15 protein-coding genes are annotated in these 14,076 nt (G+C 40.8%); 2 read left to right on the forward strand and 13 right to left on the reverse strand.

All coding sequences use genetic code 11. The features are described 5' to 3' along the window. Window positions 1–28: 28 nt before the first annotated feature. The 4 genes from V7122_RS18385 to V7122_RS18400 form a co-directional block, all read right to left on the reverse strand. Window positions 29–1,111: a hypothetical protein gene (locus V7122_RS18385; RefSeq protein ID WP_335355004.1), complete on the reverse strand. Its 1,083-nt coding sequence runs from the start codon at window positions 1,109–1,111 to the stop codon at window positions 29–31. Next, a complete protein-coding gene (locus tag V7122_RS18390; RefSeq protein WP_335354998.1) occupies window positions 1,108–1,581 on the reverse strand; it encodes a hypothetical protein in 474 nt (157 codons plus the stop codon). Before V7122_RS18390 ends, V7122_RS18385 begins: the two co-directional genes overlap by 4 nt. Then, window positions 1,578–2,153 carry an RNA polymerase sigma factor gene (locus V7122_RS18395; protein ID WP_335347741.1) on the reverse strand — a complete coding sequence of 192 codons (576 nt, stop codon included), beginning with the start codon at window positions 2,151–2,153 and terminating at the stop codon, window positions 1,578–1,580. The genes V7122_RS18390 and V7122_RS18395 overlap by 4 nt, the downstream gene beginning before the upstream one ends. Window positions 2,154–2,279: 126 nt before the next feature. After that, entirely contained in the window at window positions 2,280–2,474 is a 195-nt protein-coding gene (locus V7122_RS18400) for a hypothetical protein (RefSeq protein WP_335354999.1), read from the reverse strand. Window positions 2,475–2,971: 497 nt separating this feature from the next. On the opposite strand from V7122_RS18400, the gene plsY reads away from it, so the two are divergent. Further along, window positions 2,972–3,598, forward strand: a complete 627-nt coding sequence (plsY, locus tag V7122_RS18405) for a glycerol-3-phosphate 1-O-acyltransferase PlsY (protein ID WP_335354802.1) — start codon at window positions 2,972–2,974, stop codon at window positions 3,596–3,598. Between the two features lie 63 nt (window positions 3,599–3,661). Here the strand turns inward: plsY and V7122_RS18410 are convergent, their stop codons facing one another. Continuing rightward, window positions 3,662–4,411, reverse strand: coding sequence for a metallophosphoesterase family protein (locus V7122_RS18410; protein WP_335354780.1), 750 nt, complete (start codon window positions 4,409–4,411; stop codon window positions 3,662–3,664). Between the two features lie 152 nt (window positions 4,412–4,563). On the opposite strand from V7122_RS18410, the gene V7122_RS18415 reads away from it, so the two are divergent. After that, a complete protein-coding gene (locus tag V7122_RS18415) occupies window positions 4,564–5,496 on the forward strand; it encodes a manganese-dependent inorganic pyrophosphatase (RefSeq protein WP_335354781.1) in 933 nt (310 codons plus the stop codon). Between the two features lie 53 nt (window positions 5,497–5,549). Here the strand turns inward: V7122_RS18415 and V7122_RS18420 are convergent, their stop codons facing one another. The 8 genes from V7122_RS18420 to V7122_RS18455 form a co-directional block, all read right to left on the reverse strand. After that, the gene (locus tag V7122_RS18420; protein WP_335528125.1) at window positions 5,550–6,605 is read right to left on the reverse strand and encodes an NAD(P)H-dependent flavin oxidoreductase; all 1,056 of its coding nucleotides are present in this window, start codon (window positions 6,603–6,605) and stop codon (window positions 5,550–5,552) included. A gap of 29 nt (window positions 6,606–6,634) precedes the next feature. After that, entirely contained in the window at window positions 6,635–7,198 is a 564-nt protein-coding gene (locus tag V7122_RS18425) for a thioredoxin family protein (protein ID WP_335528117.1), read from the reverse strand. A 205-nt stretch (window positions 7,199–7,403) separates the two neighbouring features. Further along, window positions 7,404–8,831 carry an Asp-tRNA(Asn)/Glu-tRNA(Gln) amidotransferase subunit GatB gene (gene gatB / locus V7122_RS18430; RefSeq protein ID WP_335347661.1) on the reverse strand — a complete coding sequence of 476 codons (1,428 nt, stop codon included), beginning with the start codon at window positions 8,829–8,831 and terminating at the stop codon, window positions 7,404–7,406. Between the two features lie 12 nt (window positions 8,832–8,843). After that, on the reverse strand, window positions 8,844–10,301 hold the full coding sequence (gatA, locus tag V7122_RS18435; protein ID WP_335347660.1) for an Asp-tRNA(Asn)/Glu-tRNA(Gln) amidotransferase subunit GatA: 1,458 nt from the start codon (window positions 10,299–10,301) through the stop codon (window positions 8,844–8,846). Window positions 10,302–10,314: 13 nt separating this feature from the next. Next, window positions 10,315–10,605 (reverse strand): Asp-tRNA(Asn)/Glu-tRNA(Gln) amidotransferase subunit GatC, encoded by a 291-nt coding sequence (gene gatC, locus V7122_RS18440; RefSeq protein WP_335347659.1) that lies wholly within the window; start codon window positions 10,603–10,605, stop codon window positions 10,315–10,317. Between the two features lie 637 nt (window positions 10,606–11,242). Further along, the gene (locus tag V7122_RS18445) at window positions 11,243–11,671 is read right to left on the reverse strand and encodes a YueI family protein (protein WP_335346355.1); all 429 of its coding nucleotides are present in this window, start codon (window positions 11,669–11,671) and stop codon (window positions 11,243–11,245) included. Window positions 11,672–11,924: 253 nt separating this feature from the next. Continuing rightward, window positions 11,925–13,217 carry an isocitrate lyase gene (aceA, locus tag V7122_RS18450; RefSeq protein ID WP_335346354.1) on the reverse strand — a complete coding sequence of 431 codons (1,293 nt, stop codon included), beginning with the start codon at window positions 13,215–13,217 and terminating at the stop codon, window positions 11,925–11,927. Window positions 13,218–13,672: 455 nt separating this feature from the next. Beyond that, on the reverse strand, window positions 13,673–14,076 hold a 404-nt coding region (locus V7122_RS18455; protein ID WP_335528122.1), incomplete at its 5' end, for an aldehyde dehydrogenase family protein.

Below are 14,076 nucleotides of genomic sequence, written 5' to 3' on the forward strand. Positions count from 1 at the left end.
TTCCACACGAACGGGCACCAGTGAAACTCTATTCCTCTGATATCTCTATTTTCTTCTCCTTTTTTCCTGTAAGCAGCTTCAAGCCCCCGCCAATTAAGAGGATACAAACAACAGCTGTTTGGAAATAGCGCTCGAACCAATAGCGAATATCAATATTGATGGCATTCATTAGCATTGGTGATAGAACAGGCAGAAGAATATTCGTTGTTAAATAATACAGACCAAGGAGCACGAGACCAATGCCGATCCATTTCTGATGATTAAATAAGTAGGAAATGATGGGCGTGTCCTCAAGCGGTTCATCTTCGTATCTTGAAGCTTTTTGTAAGCCATCGAAAAAGCTGTAAAACCAGATAATTGGAATTAAAAATAAGAAAATACCTAATCTTAATACGTCTAAAATATAGATGGAGAATAGAAAAGCAGCCATTAATTGAATTCCACGGCGCTGTAAGCCAATATATAGATGGCCAGCTCCAGGGAAAACGGAAAATAAAGTAGCGATGGCTTTACTTTTCTTCCCTTCCTCTCTTCGGGATTCGAAGTCTTCTAAGATGGTGCGGTCTACAAGCTGTTCACCGCGCTGCTTCTTATTTAATTGCTGAATGGCATCAAAAAACCCGTACACCCAAATGACAGGCAAGATCGCCCAAAAAATCAAGAATTCGTCTCTATGGGTCAATATCGCCACAAAAAACACCATAATCGCTAAGCCCATAAACGCAATTAATAAGGTAATCCCCCGGTTCATTAAGCCGAGTTGAAAATGCCCCACACCGGGAATAAAGGATAATAAAATCGTACGAAACCGTTCATACTCCATTTCACTTCCAGCCGAACCAGATTCGACAGGCATTGCTTCCTTGCGATGCAACATTCTAGATGCCGAAATCCCTGTATCAACTAGATTGACAAGATAAAGAATCACTCCAATGATGACAATCACGAAAGCGACGTCCCCTTCACCATGTGCGGCAAAGAAAAAGGTAATCGCAATCAAGAAAAACTCCCCGAACATGTAAATAAGACCCCAAAATATCTTCCCTAAATAAAGTAAACCGCCACCAGGGAAAAATCCCAATAAAAACGCGATAATCGGATTTTTCATTATTTATTAGCCTCCTTGCTATCTTTATCTAATGAATCCATCCAGGCGAAGGTTTTATCTACAATTCCTTCTGTAACCGATGTTCTTTTTTCCTGGAAGCTTGGTGTTTGGACACTTACGGTATATTGTGTAATCGACTGGAAAACGCCAGTTGTCATAAGTAAAATGGTCATGGCCGCTGCGACTGTATAGTGAAATATCGCCGTTTGATAAAAAGGCCGGCTTTCCTTCCTCTTATTCACGACCTTTACTGAAGGAGGATGACTCTCAGCTATCTGCGCCATGATTGAATTAGTAAATTCAATTTCATTCTCAATCTCCGGCAATTCGCTTTCCGCTACCGTCACCGCCTCTAGGTATAAATCCAAGCATTGGTCACAAGTATAAAGATGGTTTTCATACTCCTCACGGACGTCCTGATCGAATTCATTTTTCACGTATTTCATCCACTCTTCTATTGAATAATGCCTCATGAAAAATCGTCCTCCTTCCAATGCTTCTTCATCCAATTGCGGGCACGGTAAAGCTTCGTCTCAATTGTCTTCACTTGAACATTTTGTTCCGCAGCCATTTGCTGATACGTCTTATCCGCAATGTAAAAATCGTAAATGACGTTTCGATAATTTTCAGGCAGCTCATGGAGCTTTTCACGAACACGGGAAACTTTTTCTTTATGTATAATCTCGTCCTCTACACTTTCCCATCGATTCCCCAATATTTCTCTTTCCGCCAAATCTATTATATCTTCTTGACTCCGATTCTGCTTCCTCTTTACATCAATTGCATGATTTACTGCAATTCTCGTAATCCATGTTTTAAACCCTTGATTTTCATATTGGGAGAGAGAGGTGTAAATCTTAATAAAAACTTCTTGTGTGGCATCTTCCGCTTCTTTTTGGTTTCTTAATACAGCGTAGATGGTCCGGAACAAATCATTGCGGTACTTTTCAACCAAAAGCCGAAATGCATGGTGATTGCCGCTTTTTACTTTTTGGATTAGAACTTGGTCGCTAATCGCTCTCTCCCCCTTTCTGACAGCTTCCACCCTAATAGACGAAAGTCAGGTGCTCTATCCCTACACTAAAAAGGTAATTTTTTTTAAAAAAATATAATGGCATAGAAAAACGCTTAGAAAATTGGCTTCCCAAGCGTTTTCGACAAATGTATTTTATTAAAATTGCCAAATATAAAAAACTAATGCAAATAATGATAGGATGGTAGCTATCACGTATATAAAGGTGAGATTCCTTGTATTCCGTTTAGCTGATTTTCTGTAATTAGGATCACCTTTAGTAATAAATATAATAGTAGTAATAATTGCGATAATGGTAAGGACGATCACAAAAAATATCGCTCCTGTCATCAAACTCCTACCCCCTTAAACTATATTTCCCACATATAAATAGTGAAAATCTCTTTATATAAAAGATATCATTTCTTAGTATGATATATAAGTGATTTACATCACACATTTGCCTATCTCAGAAATTTCCGCACAAACAGAAATCAATCCATGGTAAGATAAAATTAATTACTTTACCAAATGCATGGAAATCCCTACCCACTATTTTCCCATAAAGTGAAACTTCAATCAATGGGGGGCCGACACACAGGACGTGCTAGTGCAGACGTTGCGACAGGATGTTGCGCTCTTAATCTGCCCTCATCGCGCCCATTGATTGTTAGTTGCGGCCCACAGGATGTGGGTCACATAGACGTTGCCACAGGACGTGGCGTTCTTAGTCTGTGTTCCTAAATTTGGGCCTTTACGGGCTGTTGACCCCCACTTAGAAATTTTTGCTTAACTCAACTTCTTGAAGTGGGGGGCTTACAGCCCGTTAATCTGCGATAAAGGATGATATGATGACAATATTATTGTTTGTAGTTGCCTATCTTATCGGATCCATTCCGACTGCGCTTATTGTTGGAAAGCTAGCTTTTAATATTGATATACGCGAGCACGGAAGCAATAATCCTGGCGCCACAAATACATTAAGGGTTCTTGGAAAAAAAGCCGCTATCATCGTCTTGCTTATCGATGTTGGAAAAGGGGCTCTTGCCGCCTTCCTTCCTACTTTAGCAGGGGTAGAAACGGATGCCTTACTAATTGGACTTTCTGCTGTAATTGGGCATTGCTTTCCAATTTTCGCGGGATTTAGAGGGGGAAAGGCCATTGCCACAACGGCAGGGGTCCTTCTTGTAGCAAATATATGGATGTTTTTGGCTGCCTATTTTGCTTTTTTCTTTATTATATTTATATCGAAATATGTATATTACGGATCACTAGCAGTCGGCCTGACTCTGCTCGTCTATTCCTTTTTCACACCTGGCCGGGAACATGAACTTATTTTTTCTATTTTTCTATTATTTTTGATTTTCCTTCACCGCTCTAATATTCATAATCATTTCCATCGGCGTGAACCAAAAATTAACGATAAAAATTTAAAGAACGATCGCATTCCGCCAAAGAACAATGCAAATCGTGCATAAAATACTCCATTGCAGCCGAATATTGGTTCGTCCAATATTCGGCTTTCATTTTCAAAACAATCGTTATACCCTCGATTTGAATGGCCCTCTGTATTTTGCTTCACGCAACTCGAGTGCATATGCCTCTAAATTAGGCAGCCCCATTTCCCTTGCAATGGACAGCTCTTTTTCAACATCGTATGGAATTCTGACAATCTCAATTGAAAAAGGCGCAGGCTTGTCCGATAAATAGTCTCCGTGAAGAATCGTATAAGTAGCTTGGGGTATATCAAGTGAATTCCCAACACTACCAGCATTAAATAGTGTCTTTTGAGGTTTCACAGGCTCGATAAGGGCAGCGTGAATATCCCCATAGCCAACGACATCTGGTAATTTCCCATTATGATTGATGTTCTCCGTATTATCAAACATGGCAAGCTTTTCTTCATATGTATCTCTCATCGGAACAACCCGGTGGTACACACTTTTTGCTGAAGCATGAAAAAGCCTGACATATTTGCCGCTCATATAAAAATCATGATGGAATGGCAAGGATCGAAGATAGTTCATGGCATCCTTATCTAACTGGTCCTGATGCCATTTCACCTCTTCTATTTCAACTGGTCTCTGGATAAAGTCATCCCAATTCCCAAGCACAACGACCTCACAGCTCTCTCTAATTCGTTCAACCGATTTTTGCGAGTTTGGGCCTTTGCCAATGAGATCACCTAAACAGAATATGGTTTGGATCCCTCTGGATTTAATATTGTCCATGACTGCCTCAAGTGCAGTTACATTGCCGTGAATATCTGAAATAACCGCTATACTTCCCATCTGCCTGCCCTCCCAACTTTTAGTAATAGTTTCTCCATATTTAGTCATATCCCTTTATTTTTTCGAAAGTTGATTTTTTCTACTGTTGCATATATGTTAAAATAACAACAGGCTTTCAATGCCATTATTCTATTTATCCAAGGAGAAGGATTATGTCAAAAGTATTTGTATTCGGTCATAAAAACCCTGACACAGATTCAATCTGTTCTGCTATAGCGTACGCAGAATTAAAAACAAAATTAGGTGTAGAGGCAGAACCGATCCGCTTAGGACAAGTAAATGCTGAAACTCAATTTGCGCTTGATACTTTCAAGGTTGAGGCACCGCGTCTAGTTGAAGCCGTATCTAAGGAAGTTAGTGAAGTCATTCTTGTCGACCACAATGAATTCCAACAAAGTGCTGATGATATTCGTGATGTAAGAATTCTTGAAGTCATTGACCATCACCGCATCGCCAACTTTGAAACGAGCGACCCTCTTTATTACCGCGCAGAACCGGTCGGCTGCACTGCAACTATTTTAAAGAAACTCTATAAGGAAAACGCTGTGGAAATTAGTAAAGAAACAGCTGGATTAATGCTTTCAGCGATTATTTCTGATTCCTTATTGTTCAAATCTCCTACATGCACAGAGGAAGATGTGGCAGCAGCACGCGAGCTAGCAGAAATTGCTGGAGCCAATGCTGAGGAATATGGTTTAGCTATGCTTAAGGCAGGTGCAGACCTGAGTGATAAAACGATTGATCAATTAATCTCTCTAGATGCCAAAGAATTTCAAATGGGCAGTTACAAAACGGAAATTGCTCAAGTAAATGCTGTAGATCTAAATGACGTTCTAAGCCGCCAGGACGAGCTCGAAGCAAAGCTATCCGAAGTTGTTAAAAGCAAGGAATTAGATTTATTCCTTTTCGTTCTTACTGACATTTTAAACAATGATTCCGTTGCCATTGCTGTTGGAAACGAAACGAAAGCAGTGGAAGAGGCTTATAACGTAAAGCTTGAAAATAACCGCGCCCTATTAAAAGGCGTTGTTTCCCGTAAGAAACAGATCGTTCCAGGACTTACAAGAGCTTTAACTGAAAAATAATCATGACCACAAAAAAGGAGAAACAATTAGTTGTTCCTCCTTTTTTCTTTCCTTTATAATTCCAAGTATTCCTTCGTTAAACGATCCATTAATTCCTTTACAGATGTACTAGCCGCTAGGCGCAACCCTTGGCCTGCCCATAAGGACATATACTCCCGGTTATTTAATTTAGCAGCCTGTTTTCTTATAGGACCTGTTAAATCATTCTGCAAGGGAAAAGGAAGAATTCCGGTCGATTGACCTTCCATTTCCTTTATAAAGTTATTGCGAATACCCCTAGCCAGTTTCCCGGAAAAAGCCTTCGTTAACGTGGTTTGCTCCTCGGTCGAATTTAATATTGCTTCCTTATAAATAGAATGTGCTCCACTTTCTTTACACGGTAAAAAGGCAGTGCCAAGCTGGACACCCTTCGCCCCTAGAATGAAGGCTGCAGCCATTCCTCTTGCATCCATAATTCCACCGGCAGCAATGACTGGCAGTTTAACAGCATCTGCAATTTGTGGAATCAGAGCCATTGAACCAATTAACCCGCTGCCTTCCTCATGAAAGGTTCCCCGGTGGCCACCTGCCTCACTTCCCTGGGCAACAATCATATCGACTCCAGATGCTTCAAGCTCCAAAGCTTCATTCACATTCGTAGCTGTTCCGATTACAATCGTTCCCTGCTTCTTTAGCTCCTTTATGACGCCTTCATTTGGGATGCCAAAAGTGAAGCTGCATATTGGCACCCTTGTCCTTAGAACGATCTCTAATTGCTGTTCATAAAGAGCTTGATAATCTTTTTCTAACTGGGGATTGCCTTCCTCTATTTCCAATTCAGCTTGATATTTTTTTAATACATTTACGGCTTGAGCAAACACTTCCTCTGTGTAAGAAACCTGATGATTTGGGACAAATAAATTTACCCCAAATGGCTTGGCTGTTAAGGCTTTAATCGACTTAATTGCCTCGTTCATTTCTTCCGGCAGCATATAACCTGCACCAAGATTGCCGAGCCCGCCGCAGTTTGATGTCTCGCTGATTAACGCTGGTGTTGTAATTCCGCCTGCCATTGGTGCCTGAAAAATTGGATAAGAGATGCCAAGCATTTCAGTTACCTCATTTTGCATTCTTTTCACGACAAGCACATCCTTTAGAATTACTTACTTTGTTCTGCCAATCGATCAATAATACTTTCTGCTACTGTATGCCATAGTGAAGAGTCTTCCACGTAGGAATCTTTTAGCCTTTTATATAATGCCATTTGCTTCTCTTTAAATTCAGAATCATCCTGAGAAGGAAGCTGACCACGCTCACGGTCCACTATTTCCTGAATCTGTTTCGCTCTAGGACCCCAAACAGCCTGCTCTTCTCCATCCTTATCGATAAAAACAAAAATTGGAATGGCTCTTGATGTCCCATTTGTTAAATATTGATCCATTAATTCAAGGTTTTGATCCCTTAAGACGAATCGGACTTCCATATCAATCTCTGCAGCAATTTTTAATAAAACTGGGTTATTTAAGAGTGCATCTCCACACCAGTCCTCGGTTAAGACAATTGCTTTTAAACCTTTTTCTTTAAAAGGAGCCAGTCTTTCTTTTTCCGTATCTGATAGTGAAAATTTCTCAAGGATAAGGGTCATTTCTTCCTGGTTAACCGTCATTCCTGTTATGTACTGATCCGCTGTTAAACCTTTTTCAAACCATTGATTTAAGCTCATTATAGCCCTCCTATTGTTTCGAAGTCATTCTTACTTATTATTACATATCCCTTTCGTGAAAGTGAAATGGATAGACTTGCTTTCATTTTTTGTCGCTATATGAAAATTAACAAGTCTTTTCCTGGGAAATACACTTGAAATATGTCGACACTTTAGGATAAAAAGTCGAAAAGCTGATGGAAATAATCCACCAGCTTTTTTCATCTTATCTTTTCTTTAATTCCTCTAACAATAACTTATTGACTAATGGAGGATTTGCTTGTCCTTTTGTTGCCTTCATAATTTGTCCAACAAAGAAACCAAGCGCTTTTTCTTTTCCATTTTTATAATCATCAATGATTTTCGGATTATTATCCAATACCTCAGAGATGATTTTTAGGAGTGCTCCTTCGTCAGAGATTTGAACTAATCCTTTCGCTTTCACGATTTGTTCAGCATCTCCGCCGTTTTCAATTAATTCCTTGAAAACAGTCTTCGCAATTTTTGAAGAGATTGTGCCGTTTTCAATCAGCTTGATCATGCCGGCCAGCCCTTCTGGAGTTAAAGCTGTATCTGCAAGCTCTTTTTGCTCTGCCTTTAAATAAGCTGAGACATCACCCATGATCCAGTTGGATGCTTGCTTTGGATCTGCACCAGCATTTACTGTTGCCTCGAAGAAGTCAGCTGATTCCTTGACGACAGTTAATACAGCTGCATCATAGACAGGTAATCCAAGCTCTTCGATATAACGTTTTTGTCGCTGATCTGGAAGCTCAGGAATTTCAGCGCGGATCCGCTCTTTCCATTCATCATTAATATGAACATCGATTAAATCCGGATCAGGGAAATAACGATAATCGTCTGCTCCCTCTTTCACACGCATAAGGATTGTCGTATTTGTCGCTTCATCATACCTGCGCGTTTCTTGATTAATCACTCCGCCTGAACGTACTACTTCCTCTTGGCGGCTTACTTCATATTCAATCCCTTTACGAATGAAGTTAAAGGAGTTCAAGTTCTTTAGCTCTGTTTTCGTTCCGAATTCTTCCTGTCCAACTGGTCGGATCGAAATATTTGCGTCACAACGAAGAGAACCTTCCTCCATTTTACAATCAGAAACACCTGTGTATTGAATAATGGACTTTAATTTTTCAAGATAGGCGTAAGCTTCGTTTGCTGTACGAATATCTGGCTCGGAAACGATCTCGATGAGCGGAGTGCCCGCACGGTTGAAATCACATAATGAATATCCATTTCCATGAGTTAGTTTTCCGGCATCCTCTTCTAAATGAATACGAGTAATCCCGATTCTTTTCTTATAGCCATCTACTTCAATATCAATCCAGCCATGCTCTCCAATTGGCTTATCCAGTTGAGAGATTTGGTAGGCTTTCGGGTTATCCGGATAAAAATAGTTCTTCCGGTCAAATGTCGTAACTGGAGCAATTTCGCAGTTAAGAGCTAACGCCGCCTTCATCCCAAATTCAACTACTTTCTTATTTAGGACAGGCAGAACCCCTGGATACCCAAGGTCAATGACCGTTGTATTCGTATTCGGTTCAGCTCCGAAGTGATTCGGGCTAGCCGAGAAGATTTTTGAATCTGTTTTTAATTCAACGTGTACTTCAAGTCCTATAACCGTTCCAAATTCCATTACTTTCCCCCCTTACAGTGTTGGTTTTTGTTTATGATAATCTGTTGCCTGTTCGAAGGCATGTGCCACACGATAAACAGTGCTCTCATCAAAATGCTTGCCAATGATTTGTAGCCCTAGTGGTAGACCTTGGTCAAATCCACACGGAATTGAAATTCCAGGCACACCTGCAAGGTTAACTGGAATAGTTAAAATATCATTAGCATACATAGTCAAAGGATCTTCGATTGACTCACCGATTTTGAATGCTGGTTTTGGTGATGTTGGTCCAACAATAACATCAAACTTGCTCAGCACATCATCGAAATCCTTCTTGATTAATGTACGTACTTTTTGTGCCTTCTTATAGTAAGCATCATAATAGCCAGAACTTAATGCAAACGTTCCTAGCATGATGCGAAGTTTAACTTCGTCGCCAAATCCTTCTGCACGTGTCTTTTTATAAAGATCAAGCAAGTTTTCAGGATTCTCCGTTCTATATCCATATCGAACTCCATCAAAACGAGCAAGATTCGCTGAAGCCTCAGAAGAAGATAATAGATAATAAGATGCCAATGCATATTTGGAATGTGGAAGGGAAACTTCTTCCCATGTAGCGCCAAGCTTTTCTAGTACTTTTAAAGAATCTAATACAGATTGGCGTGCTGTTTCTCCTACACCTTCACCTAAATATTCCTTCGGTACGGCAATTTTTAACCCTTTAATGTCTCCAGTTAATGACTCTACAAAATTAGGAACTTCGATGTTCGCAGAAGTCGAATCCATCGGATCTAGACCAGAAATCGCCTGCATTAAATAGGCATTGTCTTCAACCGTTCTTGTAATTGGACCAACTTGGTCAAACGATGAAGCAAAGGCGACTATGCCGAAGCGGGACACACGGCCATATGTCGGCTTCATCCCAACAACCCCACAAAAAGCAGCAGGCTGTCTAATAGAGCCGCCTGTATCTGTTCCTAAAGAAAACAACACTTCCCCAGAGGCAACAGCCGCAGCTGAACCACCTGAAGATCCGCCTGGTACCACGTCTAGATTCCATGGATTTCTAGTCTTCTTGAAAGCAGAATGCTCAGTAGTGGATCCCATCGCAAATTCATCCATATTTAATTTCCCAATGGTAATCGTTTCTGCATGATGTAATTTATTCACAACTGTTGCATCATAGATTGGATCAAAGTTTTCTAACATTTTACTTGCACATGTTGTACGCAAGCCTTTTGTAACGATATTATCCTTCAAGCCAATCGGCATTCCAAATAGGAGCCCCTTTGATTCATCCGTTCCTAATTTTTCATCTAGTTTACTCGCTTTTTCACGAGCATTTTCTTCATCTAATGTGATAAAGGCCTGGACCTTATCTTCGACTGCGCTAATACGCTTATATGATTCATCAACAAGATCAGTGACCGAAACTTCTTTTTTATGTAAAAGCTCGTGTAACTCTGATACTTTATGATCAAATAAACTCATCGTATTTCCCCCCTTACTCGATAATGGACGGCACTTTCACTTGCCCGTCCTGATGATCTGGTGCGTTTTTTAGAACCTCTGATTGCGGTAAGCCTTCTTGAGGGATATCCTCTCTCATCACATTTTTCATATCTAAAACATGAGAGGTCGGTTCCACATTGTCTGTATCCAATTCATTTAGCTGTTCGGCAAAGTTAATCATCGAACCCAGCTGTTTTGAGAACATCTCAGCTTCTTCTTCTGTTATGGCCAACCTTGCTAAGGTTGCCACATGTTTTACTTGTTCAGTTGAAATTTTAGACATTTATCGACACCTCCAAAAGTGTAATTCCATAGACACAATAATATAGATAATATCAAACTTTCACACGTTAAAGCAATTTTTTTATTGCGTATATTTGACTTGTACCTATGCCATTTTATCATGAGTTCTGACAATTCGCATTGGTCAAAATAAAGAAATGCCCGTCATGGGGGGTGACGGACTTTTTGGGCTGGAACCTGCTTGGATATGTCCGACTAAGGGCGTGGATGGACTTTTTGAGCGGGGCGGGAACGTGGATTGTCCGTCCAAGGGGCGTGGACGGACTTTTNNGATGGACTTTTTGAGCGGGATGCGAACGTGAAATGTCCATCCAAGGGGCGTGGACGGACTTTTGGAGTGGGATAGGAACGTGAAATGTCCGTCCAGGGGGCGTGGACGGACTTTTTGAGCGGGATACGAACGTGAAATGTCCATCCAGGGGGCGTGGACGGACTTTTTGAGCGGGATACGAACGTGAAATGTCCATCCAAGGGAAGTGGACGGACTTTTTGTGTGGAATGCGAACGTGAAATGTCCGTCCATGGAAAGTGGACGGACTTTTGGACGTGATGGAACCATGAAAAGTCGTCCAATAGCCGCTAGTGACGGACTTTTCATTAGGTTTTCCACTTTTTATCTAACTCCTTGAAAATAACGAAAAGAATCCCTTTTTCTTTTTAGGAGCTTTTTTGATCGGCACTTCTTTTTTTACATATATCTCCTCTTTATCAATCGCATAGTCATGAGCAAGAGCTAAGCCAATTTCTGAATTATAATCCTTATTAGTCACCATCGTGTATTCTATCCTATATTTTGAAGCTAGTTTGGTATATTTTGAAAGTTCTTCGTAATTCATATTTCCATTTAAGTAAAGATGAGCTTTCCCATTATCCTTTAGCGCCTTTTCAATTTGAGGATAGATGCCGTCTTCTCTAATTTGGGATTGTGTAAGGGCAATCACGATTCGTTCTCGCAAAGTTCCAAGGAATTTCCTTCGTTCATCAGGCTTTGTTTGCTTCTGGCCATGGATTCCCTGGAGGATATAATCATCGATATTATTAGACAAAGTAATACCTCCTGTTGTTTTTTTCTCAACAGCCACCAATAAGTTAATTGTATATAGATTTTAAAAGAAGGGCTATTAATATGTATGTTTTATTGTATCAAGAGGTGTCATCTTTGAAAAATCATACGGCAAAAAAATCCCCCCTTCACAAAGAAGAGAGGATAAAATGGGAGAAAAATTGGTCAAAAATCACGATAGAATGATTGATAAACGAAAATCAATTAGCTAAACATACTGCAGTCATACAAAATCATCATACTTCCTGTTTTGCGGATGTAAACTGCTCCTCTTCCGTTGAACCCTTCAAGGCGGTTGTGGAAGAGGTTCCACCTGTAATCGTCATTGAAACTTGATCGAAATATCCGGTCCCCACCTCCCTTTGATGTCTAGTAGCTGTATAGCCATGCACCTCGCTTGCAAATTCAGCCTCCTGTAATTCGGAATAAGCAGCCATGCCACGGTCTTTGTAGCCGCGAGCCAATTCAAACATGCTGTGGTTTAAGGCATGGAAGCCAGCAAGGGTAACGAATTGGAATTTGTAGCCCATTTTTCCAAGCTCAATTTGGAACTTCGCAATCGTTTCATCATCAAGCTTGCTCTTCCAGTTGAATGATGGAGAACAGTTATAGGCAAGCATTTTGCCAGGAAACTTTTCATGAATGGCTTCAGCAAAGCGCCTTGCCTCATCCAGATTAGGCTCCGCCGTTTCGCACCAGACAAGGTCCGCATATGGGGCATAGGCTAATCCTCTTGCAATAGCTTGGTCAAGACCTGCTTTAGTCCGGAAAAACCCTTCAGGTGTTCGATCTCCCGTAATGAAAGGTGCATCATATGAATCTACATCACTAGTAATTAAATCCGCCGCATTCGCGTCTGTTCTAGCAACTACTAGAGTCGGCACACCCATTACATCTGCTGCTAACCTAGCAGCAATTAGGTTTTTAACGGCTGTCTGTGTCGGTAATAAAACCTTTCCTCCAAGATGTCCGCATTTTTTCTCGGAAGAGAGCTGATCCTCAAAATGGACGCCTGCTGCTCCGGCTTCAATCATCCCTTTCATTAATTCGAACACATTCAGCTGGCCGCCAAACCCAGCCTCCGCATCAGCCACAATCGGAGCGAACCAGTCAATGGATGAATCCCCTTCCATATGATGAATTTGATCTGCACGCTGCAGGGCCTGATTAATTCTCTTGACTACGCTTGGAACACTGTTAGCTGGATACAGGCTTTGATCAGGATACATATGACCGGAAAGATTGGCATCTGCCGCTACTTGCCAGCCGCTTAAATAGATTGCCTTCAATCCTGCTTTTACCTGCTGAACAGCCTGATTTCCTGTCAATGCTCCTAACGCATGAACAAAATCCTCTTCATTCACAAGCTTCCAAAGCTTTTCAGCTCCCCTACGTGCCAGTGTATATTCAATATCGATGGAGCCCCTTAATTGAATGACCTCTTCTGCAGAATATGGTCTTTCAATCCCTTTCCAGCGTGCATCCATCTCCCAGCTTTCCTGCAATTGCTTCACTCTTGAATCATTCATTTGTGTTACTCCTCCTTTAAAATGTTTTGATGAAATTCAATGTTGTTATATTACAATTCATATTATACATTTTGTATTATATAACAGATAATTCTGAAAGGGAACCCCATTTTATAAATATTTTGAAAATTCTAATCGATCATTCATAGAATTCAACTATTTTCCGCTCACCGCTTTTTTATTCTTGAACAGGGAATGGGACGGCCTTTCTTTTACCGGCGGCCCACTTTTTGACATTGAACGGGCAATGAGACGGCGTTCCATTTACCGGCAACTGCCTTTTTAATCTTGATCGGGGAATGAGACGGCGTTTCTTTTACCAGCAACCGCCTTTTGGAGCTTGAATGGGGAATGAATATAGATTTTTCCCTTAATATCTTCTACGCTGAATAAAAGATATTTTCTTAACGAAAAAAAAGAGTGATCTGTCCAATGACAAATCACTCTTTTTGAAATTAAAACATTTCTGAAGTTGTTTTTGCTTGCATGTGAAGAAGCAGATAATCAGGTCCGCCTGCTTTAGAGTCAGTTCCTGACATGTTGAATCCGCCGAATGGCTGGTAGCCTACAATGGCACCTGTACAGCCGCGGTTAAAGTATAAGTTTCCAACATGGAAATCTTCACGTGCTTTTTCTTGGTTCATGCGGTTGTTGGTAATAACTGCACCCGTTAAACCGTATTCTGTGTTGTTAGCAATGTCAATCGCTTCATCGAAATCTTTAGCTTTTGTAAAGCCTACAACTGGTCCAAAGATTTCTTCCTTCATGATGCGAGATTCTGGTGAAAGGTCAGCGAATACAGTTGGTTTGATGAAGTAGCCTTTGGAATCGTCCCCTTCGCCGCCTGTCATTAGCTTAC

It is taken from the genome of Bacillus sp. JJ1532 (genome assembly GCF_036965085.1).
In the GTDB taxonomy this organism is placed as follows: Bacteria; Bacillota; Bacilli; order Bacillales; family Cytobacillaceae; genus Cytobacillus.